This window comes from Pandoraea sp. E26 (assembly GCF_000681415.1).
Lineage (GTDB): Bacteria > Pseudomonadota > Gammaproteobacteria > Burkholderiales > Burkholderiaceae > Pandoraea > Pandoraea pnomenusa.
The window spans coordinates 97899-117857 of the sequence record NZ_AYXJ01000026.1 but is presented as its reverse complement, the minus strand read 5'-3'; the positions used below and the strand labels follow the sequence as shown (position 1 = coordinate 117857).

Sequence of the window (19959 nt, the reverse complement as noted above, 5' to 3'; positions counted from 1 at the left end):
GTGAGCTGGCCCTGGAAGGTTCGGCGCAAGCGCTTGCGAGCAATCCCAAGGTCATTGAAACGTATCTGGGGCTGGCCAGGAAAGCCACTGCCGACGCTTGATAAACCACCTACCGACAAAAAGACAAGCAGCCAGGCTGAGGGAGGAAACCGGAGACAAGGAGATCTCGGGAGGCAACTAAAAAATAAGTAGTAATACTAATAAATAATGTTTGGAGACAACCAATGAAGCGTCTGATACTTGCCGCCGCGATGGCGAGCACGGTAGTGGTAAGTGTTGCCAACGCGCAATCGAATGTTCAACTCTATGGCCTGCTCGATACTGGCGTGGAATACCTGACACACGCCACGCCACAAGGCGGGACGCTGGTGCGCGTTCCGACGAATACCGCCACATTGCCCTCGCGCTGGGGAATGCGTGGCACGGAAGATCTCGGTAACGGATTGCAGGCGCTATGGACACTGGAAAGCGGGTTCGCGCTGAACAACGGCACATCGGCACAGGGCGGCCGTCTGTTCGGGCGCCAATCCTTCGTCGGTCTCGGAGGCAAGTGGGGAACGATCACGATCGGGCGCCAGTACGGTATGACGTACCTGTCGCTGCTCGATTCCGACGTGATCGGACCGGCGATCTATAGCATGGGTTCATACGACAGCTTCATTCCAAACCCGCGTAACGACAATAGCCTTGCGTATAAGGGCGTGTTCAATGGCCTGACGGTCGGTGCGGAGTACTCGACCGGTCGCGATTCGACGAGCTGTGCCGGCCAGACCGCAGGCAACTTTCTCGCGTGTCGCGAAATCTCGGCGATGCTCAAGTACAACGCGGCCAAATGGGGCGCGGCTGTAGCCTTCGATGAACAGCGTGGGGGCGCGGGCTCCGCGCCGGCGACGATCGCACCGACAGCCAGTTACGCGATGGCCCGCGCAAGCAGCCGCGACCGCCGGCTGGTCGCCAACGGCTATTTTGTGCTCGGACCGGTCAAGGTCGGTGGCGGATGGATCGGGCGATGGATTCACTCCGACGTGACGAGCGTGTCGTCAAACCTGTTCTATCTTGGCGCGTCATACGCAGTCAGTGTGCCGCTGCAGGTGGATGCGCAAGTCGTCTACTACAACAGCAAGGACGCCAGCGTCCATTCGATCATGTATGTTGCCCGTGCAACTTACAGCCTCTCAAAACGCACTGCCGTGTACGCCCAGACCGGTTTCCTGACGAACGGCGCGCAAAGTAACTTCTCGGTTAGCGGCGCGACCGTCGTGCCCGCGTCTCCGGCCATGGGTGGCAACCAGTTGGGGGTGATGTTGGGCGTTCGTCACACATTCTGACCTCGCCTCGGGAATCGCGTGCCGGTGCCCCGCGCCCGGCGCGCGGCGTCTGTCGCCGGCCGGGCGCTCCGGGACGACGCGAAGCCGAACCCGCACGAAAGCGACCGTCGACATCGTCGTCGTTCGTCGCATCGCCAGTCGTTATCGCCTACACCCGGCGAGGGTGACGGCTGCGGCTGCCTCGTATGTCATTGATTTCACAAGTTTTGTCTCGGTCGTCGATCTGGCGAGCCCCGCGTTGAGTGATCAACATTCAGAATTCGCCTCCAGCCCAGGCCCGCTCGCCCAATTTTTACCTCCGGGAAAACCCCGCGTCTTGAAATCGTAAAACCCCGTCCCTATAATTAGCACTCGTTGGCGCAGAGTGCTAACGCCATGAATTCATAGCATATGCAAACGATTGCATATTTGTTTTGACGATCTCATTGAGAGAAAGAGGAGCTTGTAATGAACCTTCGTCCCTTGCATGACCGCGTTATTGTCAAGCGCCTGGACAACGAAACGAAGACCGCATCGGGCATCGTGATCCCGGACGCCGCTGCCGAGAAGCCGGACCAGGGTGAAATCCTGGCCGTCGGCCCGGGCAAGCGTGACGATCAAGGCAAGGCGATCGCACTCGACGTGAAGGTGGGCGACCGCGTTCTGTTCGGCAAGTATGCCGGCCAAAGCGTGAAGGTCGATGGCCAGGAACTGCTGGTCATGCGCGAAGAAGACATCATGGCCGTCGTGGCCGCCTAAGTCTGTCTCCCCCAGGACATCTACGTAAAGTATTCAAGGAGTTATTGCAATGGCAGCTAAAGAAGTCGTTTTCGGCGATGCCGCTCGTGCCAAGATGGTCGAGGGCGTCAACATCCTCGCCAACGCCGTCAAGGTGACCCTGGGCCCGAAGGGCCGTAATGTCGTGCTCGAGCGCAGCTTCGGCGGCCCGACCGTGACCAAGGACGGTGTGTCGGTCGCCAAGGAAATCGAACTCAAGGACAAGCTCCAGAACATGGGCGCGCAAATGGTCAAGGAAGTGGCTTCCAAGACCAGCGACAACGCCGGTGACGGTACCACCACCGCCACGGTGCTCGCCCAGTCGATCGTCCGCGAAGGCATGAAGTTCGTCGCCGCCGGCATGAACCCGATGGACCTCAAGCGCGGTATCGACAAGGCCGTCACCGCCGCCATCGACGAACTGCGCAAGATCAGCAAGCCCTGCACCACCAACAAGGAAATCGCTCAGGTCGGTTCGATCTCGGCCAACAGCGACACCTCGATCGGTGACTACATCGCCGCCGCCATGGACAAGGTCGGCAAGGAAGGCGTGATCACCGTCGAAGACGGCAAGTCGCTCCAGGACGAACTGGACGTCGTCGAAGGCATGCAATTCGACCGCGGCTACCTCTCGCCGTACTTCATCAACACCCCGGAAAAGCAAGTCGCGATCCTGGAGAACCCGTTCGTCCTGCTGTTCGACAAGAAGATCTCGAACATCCGTGACCTGCTGCCGGTGCTCGAGCAAGTCGCCAAGGCCGGCCGTCCGCTGCTGATCATCGCCGAAGACGTCGAAGGCGAAGCCCTCGCAACGCTGGTGGTCAACAACATCCGCGGCATCCTGAAGACCTGCGCCGTCAAGGCCCCGGGCTTCGGCGACCGTCGCAAGGCCATGCTGGAAGACATCGCCATCCTCACGGGCGGCCAGGTCATCGCCGAGGAAATCGGTCTGACGCTGGAAAAGGCGACGCTCAACGAACTGGGCCAGGCCAAGCGCATCGAAATCGGCAAGGAAAACACCATCATCATCGATGGCGCCGGTGAAGCCGCGAACATCGAAGCGCGCGTCAAGCAGATCCGCGCTCAGATCGAAGAAGCGTCGAGCGACTACGACCGTGAAAAGCTGCAAGAGCGCGTGGCCAAGCTGGCCGGCGGTGTTGCCGTGATCAAGGTCGGCGCCGCGACCGAAGTCGAAATGAAGGAAAAGAAGGCACGCGTGGAAGACGCGCTGCACGCCACCCGCGCTGCCGTGGAAGAAGGCATCGTCCCGGGCGGCGGTGTCGCTCTGCTGCGTGCTCGCGTTGCCGTGTCGGGCATCAAGGGTGCCAACCCCGACCAGGACGCCGGTATCAAGATCGTCCTGCGCGCCATGGAAGAGCCGCTGCGCCAGATCGTCACGAACGGTGGTGAAGAAGCCAGCGTCGTGGTGGCCAAGGTCGTGGAAGGCAAGGGTAACTTCGGCTACAACGCTTCGACCGGCGAGTACGGCGACCTGGTGGAAATGGGTGTCGTGGACCCGACGAAGGTCACCCGCACGGCACTGCAAAACGCCGCTTCGGTGTCGGGCCTGATGCTCACCACCGACTGCGCCGTCGCCGAACTGCCGAAGGAAGATGCACCGATGCCTGGCGGCATGGGTGACATGGGCGGCATGGGCGGCATGGGCATGGGCATGTAAGTCTCGCGAGAGACGGCTTGACCGGGCGCCGCGAGGCGCCCACTGCCCGGTCGCAGGGCCCCGTGGTCTCGATCACGTCGGCCCGCGCCGAAACGGCAACGAGTTCTCCGGGACTCGTTGCCGTTTTTTTTCGCCTACCGAGCTACCGAGCCGGTCGGGTTGGCGTGCCGGGCGTTGCGGTATCCATACCCGCGCCGCCGATTGCCGGTGGCACCTGCGGCGTCGTGGCGGCGATCTGCGCCTGCATCCACTGCCAGAACGCGTGAATGGAACGCTCCCGCGGATGGTTCTCACGCCAACTGACGTAATACTCGAGGCTGGGCGGCACCTGAATGTCGCCGATCTGCACCAGCTCCCCGGACGCAAGTGCGTCTCGCACCAGCAAGCTGCGTGTGGTGGCAACGCCTTGCCCCGCGAGGGCCGCCCGCAGCAGCAACCCCGAATCGTCGAAGATCGGTCCGCGCGTGGGCTCGTGCGGCGGCAAGCCGGCCGCAACCTGCCAGTCTCGCCACGAGCGATAGGAAAAGCGCAGCATGGGCAGCTTTGACATATCGGCGAGCGTGAAATCGGGCACGCGCGCGATCAGCGCCGGATGGCACACCGCGATGACGTGGTCGTCGAGCAGCTTGCGCGTGACGAACCCCGGCTTCTCCACCCGCTGATGCCAGATACCCACGTCGACCGAATAGGGGTCGGGCGCCGGGATATCGGCATGGATCCGGACCACCAGATCGATATTCGGGTGTTGCTCGCTGAAGCATCCCAGTCGGGGAATGAGCCATTGTGCGGCAAGGTCGGTCATGACGCTGACTTCGAGCCGTACCGTCGCGAGCGACACGTCGGGGACCGTGCCGGCCCGGGCCTCGGTCATCGCTTCGTCGAGTTCCGACATCCCGATGCGCACGCGTTCGGCCAGCCGTGCGCCGACACTGGTCGGGATCATGCGCGCGCCAACGCGACGAAACAAGGCCGTGCCGAGCTGCTGCTCGAGCGAACGCATGTGATGACTCACAGCACTGTGCGTCAAATTCAATTCTTCTGCGGCCCGGGTAAAGCTCCGGTGACGTGCCGCCGCCTCAAGCGCACGCAGGGATTGGAGGGGGGGGAGGTGTTGGAACATGATGTCAAATTCTACTCACAATACGAGCGCAAAGGTTTCGTTGGCCTCATCGCCGCGTTGCGCCGACAATGCCTACCCAAGCAATTCAGCAAGGTATTGTTCATGTCGAAAGCCCTCCGGATTTTCGTGCTGTTCGCCTGCGGCTACTTCGTCTCGTATGTGTACCGCGGCGTGAACATCGGGTTCGCCCCCTTCATGACGCGCGAACTTGGCCTCTCGTCCGCCGATCTCGGCCTGTTGACCAGCCTCTACTTCCTCGGATTCGCCGGCGCGCAACTGCCCGCGGGCGTGCTGCTCGACAAATTCGGGCCCCGCCGGGTCGCCTCGCTCGTGCTGCTGCTGGCGGCCGCCGGCGCCGCCATGTTCGGGTTGGCGCAAGGCGTGGGCGCGCTCATGGTGGGACGTCTGCTGATTGGTGTGGGCGTCTCGGTGTGTCTTGGTAGTGCGTTCAAGGCGCTGGCGCTATGGTTTCCGGTCGCGCGCCTGCCGTTGCTCAATGGCCTGGTGATGGCCGTGGGGGGCATGGGCGGAGTGGTCGTCGGCACGCCGCTGACATGGCTGCTCGGCCTGACCGACTGGCGGATGGTGTCGTTCGGCTTGGCGGCGCTGACGGTGTTCATGTCGGCGGCGCTCTGGTTCGGCGCTCCCGAGAAGCCGGGTTCACACGCACAGGGCGGGCTGGCCGAGGCGCTGCAGGGCGTGCGGCAGGTGCTTGGCAGTGCCATGTTCTGGAAGGTGACGTCGCTGTCAGGAATGACGCAAGGCGTGTTCTACGCGATGCAGTCGCTGTGGATGGCGCCGTTCATGCGCGATGTCGAAGGCATGGGTGAGGCGCAGGCGGCCTCGCTGGTGTCCGTTGTCGGGCTCGCCATGATGGCCGGCAGCGTCGGCTTCGGCGCGGCGGCCCGTTCGCTGGAGCGACGGGGCCTGAGCGTTTTCGCATTCTCCGGCGTGGGCATGGTGTTGTTCGTCATCGTGCAGGTGCTGCTCATGCTGCGCACGCCCATTCCCCCGATGTGGCTCTGGGCGGCCTACGGGATCTTCGGCGGCACGGGCATTCTGTCGTACGCGGTGCTCGCCGAACACTTCCACGGCACGCTGATCGGACGCGTGAACACTTCGCTCACGCTCGTCGTCTTCGTGCTGATCTTCCTGTGTCAGGTAGGGGTGGGGGCCGTACTCGGCGCTTACACCGCTCACAGCGCGCAAGCTCACTTCTCGGCGTGGACGGCGCTCGTCGTACTGCAGGTGCTCGGCGCCGTGTGGTACTTCTGGCCGCAGCGCCAACGCGTGCGCGAGGTCGCCGCGGCCTGATGCCGCCATTGCTGTCTCCCTCGGGACAGGGCCCCGAACGGGCCCGCTCGAAAACGCAGAAGCCGCGCCCGGCATAGCGCCGCAATCGAGGTCGTGGAGGCCGGCCGCTGGGCGGCGTTCCTCAATCACTTTCCGGTTTCGAGCACCCGCAACCACGCGCTCAGGCCTGCCTCGATGTCGGAGAGCGTCGCATCGGGCAGGGGCGCGAGCATGCGATGCTCGTTGGCCACATGGGCCTCGACGGCACGTTCGATCAACGCGAATCCGGCATCCGTCAATTGAACCAGGGTGCTGCGCGCGTCGTCCGGGTTCGGCACGCGCGCGATCCAGCCCCGGGCTTCCAGGCGCTGCAATCGGTGCGTCATCGTGCCCGACGTCACCATCAGCGTGGAAAACAGCGCCGTCGGCGCCAGCCGATAAGGCGCGCCCGAGCGACGCAACGTTGCCAACATGTCGAATTCCCAGCCGCTCATGTCGAACGTCGCGAACGTGGCGTCGAGTTGCTGCTGCACCAGCGCCGCACATCGTTTGAGCCGTCCGATGACGCCCATCGGCGAGACGTCGAGATCGGGGCGCTCCCGGTGCCATTGCGCGAGGATGGCGTCGACGGCGTCGCCGTGACGCGCATGCGCCGACGATGCCGGGGCCGCCTCCTGCCCGGAAGGCGCGGCTTGCGTGACCCTGGTTGCTCGATTGCCCGTGGACCGATTCGTCATGCGTGACTCCAGTTATCTTGACTTCAAGGCAAAATGATAGCAAACTCCATTTATCTTGAATTGAAGATAAATGGCGATGACAACTTCCGCGACCACTTTGCCCTCGGGCGTGCGCTGGGCTGACGTTCTGCTGACGGCGTTTGCCCCGATGATCTGGGGATCGACCTACATCGTGACGACGCAGGTGCTGCCGCCCGATCGTCCCTTTACGGCGGCGCTGATTCGCGTGCTGCCGTCGGGCCTGCTCCTGTTGCTTTGCACTCGCCGTTTGCCGGCGCCGCGCGACTGGGGGCGTTTGCTGGTGCTTTCCGCGCTGAACATCGGCGCGTTCCAGGCGCTGCTGTTCGTCGCCGCCTATCGTTTGCCGGGTGGGTTGGCCGCCGTCGTCGGCGCGATTCAGCCGTTGCTGGTCATGGCGCTGGCATGGGGCGTGGAGCAGCGGCGCCCATTGGGGGCGACGGTCTGGGCGGCGGTGGCCGGCGTCGTCGGCATGGGCATTCTGTTGCTCTCGCCGGGAACGATCTTCGAGCCGGTGGGCATCCTGGCGGCACTGGCCGGCGCGGCGAGCATGGCGACGGGAACCTATCTCACGCGCCGGTGGCGTCTGGACATGCCCGTGCTGGCGCTCACGGGCTGGCAACTGATGTTGGGGGGGCTGATGATCGCGCCCGTGGCCTGGTTCGCCGACGCGCCGCTGCCGGGCATCACGCTGTGGCAGGCCCTGGGGTACCTGTACCTGTCGATGGCGGGCGCCTTGCTGGCCTACGCACTGTGGTTTCGCGGCATTGCGCGGCTGACGCCCGTGGCGGTGTCGTCGCTCGGTCTGCTCAGCCCGTTGACGGCGGTCGTGCTCGGCTGGGTCCTGCTGGGGCAGGCGATCCGGGGCTTCGCGTTCGTCGGGCTGGCGATGGTCTTCGCGAGCATTCTCGCCGTGCAGTGGACGGCGTCCCGACGCGCCTGAACGCGGCGCGCGCCGGCGCTCAGTTGCTTTCGAGATCCTGCGCCACCCAGTCGCCCGACTTGCCGCCGTGCTTTTCCAGCACGCGCACATCGGTCATCGTCATGCCGCGATCCACGGCCTTGCACATGTCGTAAATGGTCAGCAGTCCCACCTGCACGGCCGTCAATGCTTCCATCTCGACGCCCGTGCGACCGACGGTCTCGACCTGGGCACGGCAGTGAACGGCGTTGGCGCCGTCGTCGATCAGGAATTCCACGCTGACGCGCGTGAGGGCGAGCGGATGGCACAGCGGAATCAGATCGGCCGTGCGCTTCGCGCCCTGAATGGCGGCGATGCGGGCGATGCCGAGCACGTCGCCTTTCTTTGCCGAGCCGGTGCGAATCAGTGCCAGCGTTTCCGGCTTCATCCGGATGGTGCCGCGCGCGACGGCGATGCGATGCGTGCTGTCCTTGCCGCCGACGTCAACCATGTGGGCCTGTCCGGCGCTGTCGAAATGGGTGAGTTCTGCCATGAGTCGATGCTGAAAGAGGTCTGTCGCCACTGCCCTAGGAAAGGCTGACGGATGCCCGTGTCGCGAGCCTGAAGGCGGTCGTGTCTTGTCGTATTGGGAACGTTTGCGCCGTGGCGCGGAACGTCCATGTCTGGCTGCTATCATAGCAGCAGCCTCGAGTGATCAGCGCCACGCGGCGCCCATTTGCCATGACGCGTTCGTCACGTTCGTTCCGCGCCTTCATCCGCATGTTCAGCATGTCTCGCATGATCCCCGTGCTTCGTCTGTCGCGGTGCCGCGCATGAGCGTCATGCCGCCACGCGCTCGCAGCGCCTCCCGTGTCCGGTGGCCTCGCGCCGTCGCATGCGGCATGTTGCCCGTGATGACGGCGGTCACGTTCGCCGCCGCTGTCGTGCCGACGCAAGTCGCCGCACAGGCGCTTCCCACGCTGGGCCAGAGTTCCGCATCCGATCTGTCGCCCGCCATGGAGCGCAAGCTCGGCGAGCGCGTGATGCGCGAAATTCGCGCCGATCCGGATTACCTGTCCGACCTGTTGCTGTCCGATTACGTGAATGGCCTCGGCGGCAAGCTCGTGTCCGCCACGCGCAAGGTCGGCCTGGACGCGAGCCAAAGCTTCGAGTTTTTCGTGGTGCGCGACCCGGCGATCAACGCGTTCTCGCTCCCCGGCGGTTTCATCGGCATCAACACCGGACTGATCGTCGCCACACGCACCGAATCGGAGCTCGCCTCGGTCGTCGGCCACGAGACGGGGCACGTGCTGCAACATCACATCGCGCGAATGCTCGGCCAGCAGGCGCAGAACTCGTGGATCGCGCTGGGCGGCCTGCTGCTCGGCCTGCTCGCCGGGGTGGGCGCGCGCAGTTCGGATCTCGGCATGGGCATCGCGATGGGCGGACAGGGACTGGCCGTCGATCGGCAATTGCGTTTCTCGCGCGACGCGGAACGCGAGGCCGACCGAGTCGGTTTCCAGTTGTTGCAGGCGGCCGGCTTCGATACCTATGCCATGCCGACGTTCTTCGAGCGATTGCAGCGCGCGGACGCGATCAACGAAGCCGGCGTGCCCGAATACGTGCGCACCCACCCACTGACGACGGACCGTATTGCCGACATGCTCAACCGTTCGCGCAACGCGGGTTATCGTCAACCGGAACAATCGCCCGAATACCAGTTCGTGCGCGCGCGTTCGCTGGTACTGCAGCAGAAGTCGGCGAGCGACTACGCCACGATCGCCGACGCGCAACGCACCGCCATCCGCACGCAGACCGCGCCGAGCGTGGCGGGCGCCTGGTACGCGGTCGCCCTCGCCGAGTACAAGCAAAATCGCTGGGCGCCCGCCCGCGAAGCGCTGGAGAACGCCCGCGCGGCCTTTGGCGGCAGCGGTCCCGGCACCCCGAGTCTGGCGGTGCTCGCGTCGGACATCGCGCGTGCGTCGGGCCGGCCGGACGACGCGCTGCGCATCGCGGTGCAGGCACGCACGGCATTTCCGCTATCGCAGGCGGCGGACATGGCATATGCCGATGCGCTGGTGGCTGCTCACCGGATTCCGGACGCGACGAAGTTCCTGCAGGCGCAAGTGGAGCGTTATCGCAGCGAGCCGATCTGGTGGCGCGCCCTGGCCGGCGCGTGGGCGGCGGGCGGCAAGCGCGCCCGACAGCACGAAGCGCTCGCGGAGCAGTACGCGTTGCAGGGGCAATGGATGGCGGCGGTGAGTCAATTGAAGCTCGCCCGCGATGCCGGCGACGCCGACTTCTACGAACTTTCGACCATCGACGCCCGATTGCACGAGTTCCAGCGCCGGTACAAGGAAGACAAGGAAGAAGAGAAGGACTTCAACAAGCAGTTCGGGTGAGCGGCGCCAGCATCGCGAAATGCATGCCGCCGCCCGACGCACCTCGCGCGCGATGTCGCCCGGGCACGCTCAGTCGCCCGGGCACGCTCAGTCGCCCGGCGTGGCCGACGCTTGCGGATCTCGCTCGAAGCCATACGTCTGTGGCAACGTGCCCGCACGAACCGTCGCGAACGGCAGCGAGTCGCCGTTGCGCCAATGCAGGCGCACCGCCGCCCTGGCATCGGCCGTATCGTCGGCGGTCTCGGCCAGCTCGAACGCCTGCGGCAAGTCCGACACTTGCGTGAGCAGATCGATATCGTGATCGTGCAGCAGCGCCAGCGGCGCATTCGGCATGTCGGCACCCTCCGCGCGAACGGCGCCCGCGAATGCCACGTTGCCGTCTTCGTCGAGCAGGCACGCGCTCGGGACGAACGATCGGCCCAACTGATCGGTCAGCACCGGCGCGCCGCGGCCTTCATGGGCTGCGGCGTCCCATGTGAGACGCACGACGAACGGCGCATAGGCCAGCGACACGTAGACGCGTTGCGGCCCGTTCTGGAAGTACCAACGCCCGGCGTCGTCGCAGGCGTAATTGCGGGCGATGAATGCCAGCAGCGCTTCGTGACGAATCGGATCGCCCGCGGCACCCGCCGCCTGCGCCGCATCGTCGCGCATGCGCCACTGCCCGCGACGATCGAGCGCCAGCCAGCCGTAGCAGTGCGGTACGTTGGGCCACTTGGCCATTGCCTGTCGAACGATTTCATCCATGGGACATCCTCGCGGGGCGCACGCGCCTAAGCCGCATTCGGCAAGAATTGACGGAAATACTCGATGACCGTGTGCGGCATCCACGTCATGCCGCCCGGGAATGGCCCGCTCATGAAACCGACGTGCCCGCCATGCGCGGGTTGCAGCAGGTGCACGAAGCGGCCTACGTCGTCTTCGCCGGGCAACGCGCTCGCGGGCTGGAACGGGTCGTTGCGTGCATTGATGACGAGCGTCGGGACCTCGATGGCCGGCAGGATCGGCTTGCTCGACGCGCGGGTGTAGTAGTCGAACGCGCTGTGATAGCCGTGCAGCGGTGCCGTGACCACGTGATCGAATTCGCCGAGGTCACGCGCCGCCAGCATGCGCTCGCGATCGTAAAGGCCCGGATATTGATCGAGCTTGGCAAGTGCCTTCTTCTTGAGCGTGCCCAGAAAATTGCGCGTGTACACCATGTTGAAGCCGTGCGAGAGCGCGAGCCCCCCCGCGCGCAGGTCGAGCGGCGCGGAAATGGCGCAGGCGGCGCTGACGATGCCAGTGGCGTGCGCCTCGCGCTCGCCAAGCCAGCGCAGCAGGACATTGCCGCCCAGCGATACGCCTGCCGCGAAGATCGGGCCCGATGTGCTCGCGCGCAAACGTTGCAGCATCCAGTCGATCTCGGTGCTGTCGCCCGAGTGGTAGAAGCGCGGCGCGCGGTTCATGCGCCCGCTGCAACTGCGAAAGTGCGGTATCACGCCACGCCAGCCCTGCGCTTCGACTTCGCGCATCAACGTTCTGGCGTAGTGGCTGCCCGAGCCGCCTTCCAGTCCATGAAACAGCACGACGAGCGGTGTCGCAACGAGCGCGCCAGGCGCCGGCGGCGCCTTTTCCGAGGCGGGCGGGCCAACCAGCCAGTCGACGTCGACGAAATCGCCGTCGGGCGTGTCCCACGTCTCGCGCCGGAACTCGACGACCGGGCGGCGTCCGAGCAAGGCAGGGTAGATCGTCTGGCTGTGCCCGTCGGGCAGCCAACGCGGCGAGCGGAAATCCAGGGGAAGAAATGCCGCCGGGCGTGCCGTCATCGCGACTCCGGCCGGTTCAGTGCAGCCCGTCCGGACGCGCGTGCATCATCAGGCTGAACTGCTCGACGGCATGCGGCGGCAACGGGCTGGAGTGGATGTGGGCGAAGCGCCAGTCGCCTTGCTCATGCACCAGTACGTAGGTGGTATGAATGAGCTGGGCGGTGGTCTGTCCGGCGTCTTCCTTGCCCACGCGCATGGCTTCGGTAGCCGTGTGCACGACCGTGCCGACGGTGTCGTACTCGGTCGTGTCGAGCGAATCGATCAGCACCACGCTCTGCGTGAATTGGGCCACCAGGCCGCTGCGGATCTGCTCGAGGCCGTCCCAGCGGGTGCCGTCGGCGCGAATGTAGCTGACGAAATCCTCGTTCGCCCAGAGCGACATCGCACGATCCGTCTGCCCGCGGCGCAGCGCGTCATAAAAGGCCGTGATGGTTTCACTGGCGGCATCGAACAGGCGGACGAAACGTGGCATGAGGATTTACCGTTGAAGGTGACCGGATCGGGCTGAAGGCCGCACCACGCTGGATGGCATCAGCGCTGCGTGAGCAGGATGTTGCGAAGGTTCGCGAACACGTGCTCGGGCATCAACTCGTTGAGGCAACGCGTGTGGCCCAGCGGACATTCGCGGGCGAAACACGGGCTGCATTCCAATTGTAGCCACAGGACGTGCGCCTGGTCGGACAACGGCGGCGTGTGGCGCGGATCGGACGAGCCGAACAGGGCGATCTGCGGGCGACGCAAGGCCGCGCTCACATGCATGAGCCCCGAGTCGTTGCTTACCACGGCATTGGCACGCGCGAGCAGCGCACAGGCCTCGGCAAGCGAGGTCTGCCCGCAGAGATTGCGCACGAACGGGGCGTCTGCCGCGATTTGCTGGGCCAGCGCGCCGTCCTTTCCCGAGCCGAGCGCGATGATCTGCGCGTACGGGAACGAGCGGCGAACCAGTTGCGCCAGTTGCGCGAAGTGGCCGGTCGGCCAGCGTTTGGCGGGGCCGAACTCGGCGCCCGGACAGAACACGACGAGCGGTACGCGCAAATCGAGGCCGAAACGCGCGAAAACGCGGGCCGACTCGTTCAGATCGGTCTCGATGCGCGGCGTCGGCAGCGTTTCGGGCAGCTTGGCCCCCGGTGCGAACGCGAGCGCCGCGTAATGCCGCACCATCGGCGGGCGCTCGTCCTTGCGCGGATTGGCGTGACGCACGTTGAGCAGGCCGTAGCGCTGCTCGCCCTTGTAGCCGATGCGCAACGGGATGCGCGCCAGCCACGGAATCAGGGCCGACTTCAGCGAGTTCGGCAACACGTAGGCGGCGTCGTAACCCTCGTCGGCGAGCACGCTCGCGAGCCGGTAGCGCTCGAGCGGCTGCAACTTGCCGTGCGCGAGGTCGGTGGCGACGACGCGCGAAATCTCCGGCATGCGCTCCAGAACCGGGGCGACCCAGCCCGGCGCGATCGCGTCGATGGTCAGACGCGGATGCAGACGCTTGAGCAGGGTGAACAACGGCTGCGCCATCAGCGCGTCCCCAATCCAGTTGGGGGCGATCACCAAGGCTTTATGCATTGGGCGGAGACTCTAAACGTTAAGCGTGGCGATGAAACTGACGCACGACCGGCCAGTGCTCCGCGACAGCGGCGGATGGCACCGGGAACCGGCCGAGGCAGGGCGCTGCGGGCTCAGTGGTGACCCTTGAGCACGACACCGGCCTTCAGGCGATAGCGCGTGCCGCAGTACGGGCAGGCGGCTTCGCCGTGGGTGACATCGATGAAAACGCGCGGGTGGGCGCTCCAGGCTTCCATCTTCGGATTCGGGCAATGGACCGGGAGATCTTCGGCGCCGACTTCGACGACCGGCATTTGTTTGACTTCGCTCATGGGGTTCAGACCGTGATGGATATTCGGAACTCTGGGGATTGCGCGACCATGACAGGCGCAAAGCGCATGCCCGACCGTTCACCAAAAGACGCTATTGTAAAGCAGGCGCCGCCCTTTGCGGATGGCGCACCGCGCTTGGCGCCTCGCGGCAGGCCGCGTCCGACAGGCAAGTTACCGTGCGCGTGGCGCGCACGCGACACCGCGGCGCAGGCCCCGGCAAAAAGCGTGGGAAATCGGACGATATCGGGCGATATCGGACGTCAGCGTAGTAAACGAATATTTAACATGACTATAATGGTGCGTCGCCCGCCGCCAACGATGAATACAGTCAGGAGACTCTCCGGCAACCCCTGGCGGGCGCTGTGACCGACAGCGGTCATCTTGGGCGTGCCGGGCGCCGTCGGGACCGCTTCGCCCCGCCTTGCCACACCCTGCGCCGCTTGCCGCGGCGCTCGCCCCCAACCGACCATGCCAACGCTTCGTTTGCCAGCCGCCGAACGTGATGGGTTCGCGGCAGGTTTTCGCATCATTTCGCCACTTCTGCTAGCCATCTTCTCCTGGGGGCTCGTGACCGGGGTCGCCATGAGCAAGTCGGTCCTCACGGTACCCCAGGCCATCGGCATGAGCCTGATGCTCTATGCGGGCTCCGCGCAACTCGCGTCGCTGCCACTCTTTGCCGCGGGCATGCCCCTGTGGACCATTCTGCTCACGGTCGGCATCGTCAATCTGCGCTTCGTGATCTTCAGTGCCGGGCTACAGCCGCATTTCTCGTATTTGTCGTTGCCGCGCCGCATCGCGCTCGGCTACGTCAACGGCGATCTCGGCTTCGTGATGTTCATGAACCAGAATTTTGCGAGCGGTTACGTCCCGGGCAAGGAGGGGACGTATTACGGCATCACCCTCAGCAACTGGGCCGTCTGGCATGTGTCGTCGATCCTCGGCATCATGCTCGGCTCCCTCGTGCCCGATAGCTGGGGCCTGGGCTTTGCCGGCACGCTCGCGCTCATTCCCATGATGGTTCACACGATCACGAGCCGTTCCACGATGCTCGCCGTCGCGCTTGCGTCGGTGATCGGCGTGCTCGCATTCGACCTGCCATACCGGCTCAATCTTGTGCTCGGCGTGCTCGGCGCACTTGCGGCCGGCATGGTGTGCGACGACCTTGCGGCGCGCCATGCGAAGCGTCTGGCATCGACCAGGACCGCGAGCGGGGCGACCGGCATCGAAGTCGGCCCGCGCGACGACGCGCGGACGGTGGCGCCCGCCAGCGTGTCGGCCGTCGCGCCCACGGCGGCATCCAGCGTGGTGCCCGCCGATATCCCCTCGGGCAGGTCAGCGGTGGGGGCGAGCGCAACACATGTCGCGGATGCGCCGCGTCGCGACGAGGAGCGCTCATGAGCACCTTCGAAATCTGGTTCGCCTTCGTGGCGATGACGGCGATCACGATCGTCACACGCACCTTCTTTCTGTTGGCGGGCGAGCGTGTGACGTTGCCGCAACGACTCCAGCGCGCGTTGCGCTATGCCCCGGCAGCCGCGTTGGCGGTGATCGTGGTGCCCGAGGTGCTGCTGCTCGATCACCAGTTCGCGGTGCATCTGGGCAATCACAAGCTGGCGGCGGCGATCGCGGCCACGGCCTGGTTCGTCTGGCGGCGCAACATGATCGAAATGATTGTCGTCGGCATGGCCGTCTACACGCTTGGCCGGCTGTTTCTGTAGGCGGAACCCCGGAACCCCGAAATGGGCAACCCGGCGGTCGGATCAGTTAAAATGCATGTTTTTCCCACCATATATTCCGGATTCTCATGGCTTCCGTCGTACGTCTGACCGATTTGATCGCCCAGGGCCAGCTCGCTGGCAAACGTGTCTTCATCCGCGCCGACTTGAACGTGCCGCAGGACGACGAGGGCCGCATCACGGAAGACACGCGTATCCGCGCTTCGGTGCCGGCCATCCAGATGGCGCTCGACGCGGGCGCCGCGGTAATGGTGACGTCGCACCTGGGCCGTCCGACCGAAGGCGAATTCAAGCCCGCCGACTCGCTCGCCCCGGTCGCCGGCCGACTCTCGGAATTGCTCGGTCGTGACGTGAAGCTCGTGGCCAACTGGGTCGACGGCGGTTTCGACGTGGCGCCGGGCACCGTGGTGCTGTTGGAGAACTGCCGCGTCAACAAGGGCGAGAAGAAGGACAACGACGAACTGGCGCAGAAGATGGCCAGGCTGTGCGACGTCTACGTGAACGACGCGTTCGGCACGGCCCACCGCGCCGAGGCGACCACGCACGGTATCGCCAAGTACGCACCGGTCGCCTGCGCGGGCCCGCTGCTGGCCGCCGAGCTCGAAGCGCTGGGCAAGGCGCTGAACGCGCCGGCGCGTCCGCTCGTGGCAATCGTCGCGGGCTCGAAGGTCTCGACCAAGCTCACCATTCTCAAGTCGCTCGCCGACAAGGTCGATCACCTGATCGTGGGCGGCGGCATCGCCAATACGTTCATGCTGGCCGCCGGTCTGCCGATCGGCAAGTCGCTCGCCGAGGCGGATCTGGTGGGCGAGGCGAAGGCCATCATCGACGCCATGGCCGCACGCGGCGCCACTGTGCCGATTCCGACGGATGTCGTGTGCGCCAAGGAATTCAGCGCCACGGCCGAAGCGACCGTGAAGGCTGCTGCGGACGTGGCGGCCGACGACATGATTCTGGACATCGGGCCGCAAACGGCGGCCAAGCTCGCCGAGCAACTGGGCGGCGCCGGCACGATCGTGTGGAACGGGCCGGTCGGCGTGTTCGAATTCGATCAGTTCGGCCACGGCACCGAGACCCTGGCGCGTGCCATTGCGGCAGCCAAGGGCTTCTCGATCGCCGGTGGCGGCGACACGCTCGCGGCCATCGCCAAATACGGCATTGCCGACGACGTCAGCTACATCTCGACGGGCGGCGGCGCTTTCCTCGAATTCCTCGAGGGCAAGACGCTGCCGGCGGTCGATGTCCTGCAACAACGCGCCGCCGGCGCCCACTGATCGCGCAAACCCAGGTGGAGCGGGGCTCGCCGCCAGGTTCGATGGTCCGGAAAGCATTCGTGGACGGCCGTTTTGACCCGTTCATTGCGAACGTCAGAGATCGAATCAATCGATTTCGTACGGACAATACGAACTTTTTGGTTAACCTGCGGCGGGCTAAATGCGTTACAAACCTCTAAGCGCCAGCAATGTCGAACGCGCTGCTACCAAAGAGGATGAAGAGATGGATGTAATGAACCGCTCCACCAAGATCGTCGCCACCATCGGTCCGGCATCGAGCACGCCGGAAGTGCTCTCGCGCATGATCGCTGCAGGCGTCGACGTCGTTCGCCTGAATTTCTCGCACGGCAAGGCACAGGATCACATCGAGCGCGCCGAGATGGTGCGCGCGGCCGCGAAGGCCGCCGGCCGCGAAGTGGCCATCATGGCCGATTTGCAGGGTCCGAAGATCCGCGTCGGCAAGTTCGAAAACGGCAAGACCACGCTGGAAGCTGGCGCGAAGTTCATTCTTGACGCCGAATGCGAGCTCGGCAACGACGAGCGCGTCGGCCTGGACTACAAGGAACTGCCGCGCGACGTGAGCACGGGCGACGTGCTGCTGCTCAACGACGGCCTCATCGTGCTGATCGTCGATCGGGTGCTCGGCAGCGAGATTCACACGACCGTGAAGGTCGGCGGCGATCTGTCGAACAACAAGGGCATCAACCGCCAGGGCGGCGGGTTGACGGCGCCGGCGCTGACCGCGAAGGACATGGAAGACATCAAGACCGCGATGGCGCTGGGCGCCGATTACGTCGCGGTCTCCTTCCCGAAGAACGCCACGGACATGGAAATGGCGCGGCGCCTGGCGAACGTGGCGGGCGAGCCGTATGGCATCAAGCCGCTCATGATCGCCAAGATCGAGCGCGCCGAAGCGATTCCGGCGCTCGAAGAGATCCTGGCGGCCTCGGACTGCATCATGGTCGCGCGTGGCGACCTGGCCATCGAAGTCGGCAATGCGGCGGTGCCGGCGCTTCAGAAGCGCATGATCCGCATGGCGCGCGAGATGAACAAGACGACCATCACGGCCACGCAGATGATGGAGTCGATGATCCACAACCCGGTGCCGACGCGCGCCGAGGTGTCGGACGTGGCCAACGCCGTGCTCGACGGGACCGACGCGGTGATGCTCTCGGCCGAGAGCGCGGCGGGCAAGTATCCGGTCGAAACCATCGAGACGATGGCGACGATCTGCGTCGAGGCGGAGCGTTCGGAGACGGTGGAACTCGATCGCGACTGGCTGGACCAAACTTTTACGCGCATCGACCAGACGATTGCCGCCGGCGCGCTGTTTACCGCGTATCATCTTGGCGCGAAAGCGATCGTGGCGCTGACCGAATCGGGCGCGACCGCATTGTGGCTGTCCCGTCACAAGATTCACGTGCCGATTTTCGCGCTGACCTCGCAGCTCGGCAGTCACCGCAAGATGGCGCTGTACCGCAACGTGTATGCGATGCGCGCCGATGCGACGCTCGACCGCGATCACGCGCTCAAGCAGGCGGAGCAACTGCTGCTCTCGAGCGGGGTGGTCAAGCGCGGCGACACGATCGTGCTGACGGTGGGCGAGCCGATGGGGCAACCCGGCGGCACCAATACGTTGAAGATTGTCCAGGTGGGCCACGCATGATGCGTTGGGCCGCGCCGGGCGCGGCGAGGCGATTGCGCCCCGCCGCCGCCCGCGCGCCGTCGTCATGGGGGCGCCTCTGGATCGAAGAAAGATTTGCTTAGTTTTGTGATTCCAAGGAGAACATCATGCCCCTAGTCTCTATGCGACAGCTGCTGGACCACGCCGCCGAAAACGGCTACGGTCTGCCGGCCTTCAACGTCAACAATCTCGAGCAGGTTTCCGCGATCATGGCCGCCGCCGACGAAGTCGGCGCGCCGGTCATCATGCAGGCCTCGGCCGGTGCCCGCAAGTACGCCGGTGAGGCGTTCCTGCGTCACCTGATCTCGGCGGCCGTGGAAGCCTATCCGCACATCCCGGTGGTGATGCACCAGGATCACGGCCAGTCGCCGGCAGTGTGCATGGCCGCCATCAAGAGCGGTTTCTCGAGCGTGATGATGGACGGCTCGCTCGAGGCCGACGGCAAGTCGGTGGCGAGCTACGAGTACAACGTCGAAGTGTCGAAGAAGGTCGTGGAGTTCTCGCACTACATCGGCGTGACGGTGGAAGCCGAGCTGGGCGTGCTGGGTTCGCTCGAAACGATGAAGGGCGACAAGGAAGACGGTCACGGCGCCGACGGCACGATGACGCGCGAGCAACTGCTGACCGATCCGGATCAGGCCGCCGATTTCGTGCACCAGACCCAATGCGACGCGCTGGCGATCGCCATCGGCACCTCGCACGGCGCCTACAAATTCAGCCGCAAGCCGACCGGCGACATTCTCGCCATCGACCGCATCAAGGAAATCCACCGCCGCATTCCGAACACCCACCTGGTGATGCACGGTTCGTCGTCGGTGCCGCAGGAGCTGCTCGCCGAGATCCGCGAATTCGGCGGCGACATGAAGGAAACGTACGGCGTGCCGGTCGAAGAGATCGTCGAAGGCATCAAGCATGGCGTGCGCAAGATCAACATCGACACCGACATTCGCCTGGCCATGACGGGCGCGATCCGTCGTTACCTGTTCGAAAACCCGAGCAAGTTCGATCCGCGCGACTACCTCAAGCCGGCGCGCGAAGCCGCGAAGCTGGTTTGCAAGGCGCGCTATCTGTCGTTCGGCTGCGAAGGCCAGGCCGGCAAGATCAAGCCGATCGCACTCGAAAAGATGGCCGAGAAGTACAAGAGCGGCGATCTCGCGCAGATCGTGAAGTAATCCAGGGCGTCACGCGACGCACGGCGGCCGTCAGGTCGCAGGCCCGGCTCTCGCCAGCACTCGCTGGAACAGAAGCCGGGCTTTTTCTTTGGGCATCGGCAACTGGAACTTGCCGCCCAGTTCCGGGCGGATCGTGGCGGTGAGCATTTCCACGCCGTCGACGATCAGCGTCACGATGCAAAGCCAC

General features: G+C 65.0%; 20 protein-coding genes. 11 read left to right on the top strand and 9 right to left on the bottom strand.

The genetic code is table 11. From position 1 onward, the window contains the following. Positions 1-224: 224 nt before the first annotated feature. From W930_RS0116440 to groL, 3 genes are all read left to right on the top strand, one after another. Positions 225-1328 (top strand): porin, encoded by a 1104-nt coding sequence (locus W930_RS0116440; RefSeq protein ID WP_023594869.1) that lies wholly within the window; start codon positions 225-227, stop codon positions 1326-1328. 447 nt (positions 1329-1775) lie between these two features. Then, on the top strand, positions 1776-2066 hold the full coding sequence (gene groES / locus W930_RS0116435) for a co-chaperone GroES (RefSeq protein WP_023594870.1): 291 nt from the start codon (positions 1776-1778) through the stop codon (positions 2064-2066). 49 nt (positions 2067-2115) lie between these two features. Then, the gene (gene groL / locus W930_RS0116430) at positions 2116-3762 is read left to right on the top strand and encodes a chaperonin GroEL (RefSeq protein ID WP_023594871.1); all 1647 of its coding nucleotides are present in this window, start codon (positions 2116-2118) and stop codon (positions 3760-3762) included. A gap of 142 nt (positions 3763-3904) precedes the next feature. Here groL and W930_RS27790 read toward each other — a convergent pair whose 3' ends face one another. Further along, complete coding sequence (locus W930_RS27790; RefSeq protein WP_048806420.1) at positions 3905-4882, bottom strand: LysR substrate-binding domain-containing protein; 978 nt, start codon at positions 4880-4882, stop codon at positions 3905-3907. Between the two features lie 102 nt (positions 4883-4984). On the opposite strand from W930_RS27790, the gene W930_RS0116420 reads away from it, so the two are divergent. Next, positions 4985-6196 (top strand): nitrate/nitrite transporter, encoded by a 1212-nt coding sequence (locus W930_RS0116420; protein WP_023871971.1) that lies wholly within the window; start codon positions 4985-4987, stop codon positions 6194-6196. A gap of 125 nt (positions 6197-6321) precedes the next feature. On the opposite strand, the gene W930_RS27785 is transcribed toward W930_RS0116420, so the two are convergent. Next, complete coding sequence (locus tag W930_RS27785) at positions 6322-6912, bottom strand: MarR family winged helix-turn-helix transcriptional regulator (RefSeq protein WP_023594874.1); 591 nt, start codon at positions 6910-6912, stop codon at positions 6322-6324. A gap of 76 nt (positions 6913-6988) precedes the next feature. On the opposite strand from W930_RS27785, the gene W930_RS0116410 reads away from it, so the two are divergent. Beyond that, positions 6989-7873, top strand: coding sequence for an EamA family transporter (locus W930_RS0116410; RefSeq protein ID WP_369798661.1), 885 nt, complete (start codon positions 6989-6991; stop codon positions 7871-7873). Positions 7874-7892: 19 nt separating this feature from the next. On the opposite strand, the gene moaC is transcribed toward W930_RS0116410, so the two are convergent. Beyond that, entirely contained in the window at positions 7893-8384 is a 492-nt protein-coding gene (moaC, locus tag W930_RS0116405) for a cyclic pyranopterin monophosphate synthase MoaC (protein WP_023871969.1), read from the bottom strand. Between the two features lie 349 nt (positions 8385-8733). Between moaC and W930_RS0116400 the strand changes: the two genes are divergently transcribed. Next, positions 8734-10233, top strand: a complete 1500-nt coding sequence (locus W930_RS0116400) for a M48 family metalloprotease (protein ID WP_023594877.1) — start codon at positions 8734-8736, stop codon at positions 10231-10233. Positions 10234-10320: 87 nt separating this feature from the next. On the opposite strand, the gene W930_RS0116395 is transcribed toward W930_RS0116400, so the two are convergent. The 5 genes from W930_RS0116395 to W930_RS0116375 form a co-directional block, all read right to left on the bottom strand. Continuing rightward, positions 10321-10980, bottom strand: a complete 660-nt coding sequence (locus W930_RS0116395; RefSeq protein WP_023871968.1) for a DUF2946 family protein — start codon at positions 10978-10980, stop codon at positions 10321-10323. Positions 10981-11006: 26 nt separating this feature from the next. Next, positions 11007-12038 carry a YheT family hydrolase gene (locus W930_RS0116390; RefSeq protein ID WP_024788555.1) on the bottom strand — a complete coding sequence of 344 codons (1032 nt, stop codon included), beginning with the start codon at positions 12036-12038 and terminating at the stop codon, positions 11007-11009. Positions 12039-12054: 16 nt separating this feature from the next. Beyond that, positions 12055-12510 carry a nuclear transport factor 2 family protein gene (locus W930_RS27780; protein WP_023594880.1) on the bottom strand — a complete coding sequence of 152 codons (456 nt, stop codon included), beginning with the start codon at positions 12508-12510 and terminating at the stop codon, positions 12055-12057. A gap of 59 nt (positions 12511-12569) precedes the next feature. Continuing rightward, a complete protein-coding gene (waaF, locus tag W930_RS0116380; RefSeq protein ID WP_023871966.1) occupies positions 12570-13595 on the bottom strand; it encodes a lipopolysaccharide heptosyltransferase II in 1026 nt (341 codons plus the stop codon). Positions 13596-13708: 113 nt separating this feature from the next. Next, entirely contained in the window at positions 13709-13906 is a 198-nt protein-coding gene (locus W930_RS0116375) for a zinc-finger domain-containing protein (RefSeq protein ID WP_023594882.1), read from the bottom strand. Between the two features lie 582 nt (positions 13907-14488). On the opposite strand from W930_RS0116375, the gene W930_RS27775 reads away from it, so the two are divergent. The 5 genes from W930_RS27775 (at position 14489) to fba (ending at position 19772) form a co-directional block, all read left to right on the top strand. Then, entirely contained in the window at positions 14489-15304 is an 816-nt protein-coding gene (locus W930_RS27775) for an AzlC family ABC transporter permease (protein ID WP_369798660.1), read from the top strand. Further along, positions 15301-15624 carry an AzlD domain-containing protein gene (locus W930_RS0116365; RefSeq protein WP_023594884.1) on the top strand — a complete coding sequence of 108 codons (324 nt, stop codon included), beginning with the start codon at positions 15301-15303 and terminating at the stop codon, positions 15622-15624. The genes W930_RS27775 and W930_RS0116365 overlap by 4 nt, the downstream gene beginning before the upstream one ends. Before the next feature lie 86 nt (positions 15625-15710). Next, a complete protein-coding gene (locus W930_RS0116360; protein WP_023594885.1) occupies positions 15711-16916 on the top strand; it encodes a phosphoglycerate kinase in 1206 nt (401 codons plus the stop codon). Between the two features lie 232 nt (positions 16917-17148). After that, on the top strand, positions 17149-18582 hold the full coding sequence (gene pyk, locus W930_RS0116355) for a pyruvate kinase (protein WP_023594886.1): 1434 nt from the start codon (positions 17149-17151) through the stop codon (positions 18580-18582). Between the two features lie 125 nt (positions 18583-18707). Then, positions 18708-19772 (top strand): class II fructose-bisphosphate aldolase, encoded by a 1065-nt coding sequence (fba, locus tag W930_RS0116350; protein ID WP_023594887.1) that lies wholly within the window; start codon positions 18708-18710, stop codon positions 19770-19772. A gap of 30 nt (positions 19773-19802) precedes the next feature. Here fba and W930_RS30490 read toward each other — a convergent pair whose 3' ends face one another. Beyond that, the gene (locus tag W930_RS30490) at positions 19803-19946 is read right to left on the bottom strand and encodes a hypothetical protein (RefSeq protein ID WP_155252875.1); all 144 of its coding nucleotides are present in this window, start codon (positions 19944-19946) and stop codon (positions 19803-19805) included. Between the last annotated feature and the right edge of the window lie 13 nt (positions 19947-19959).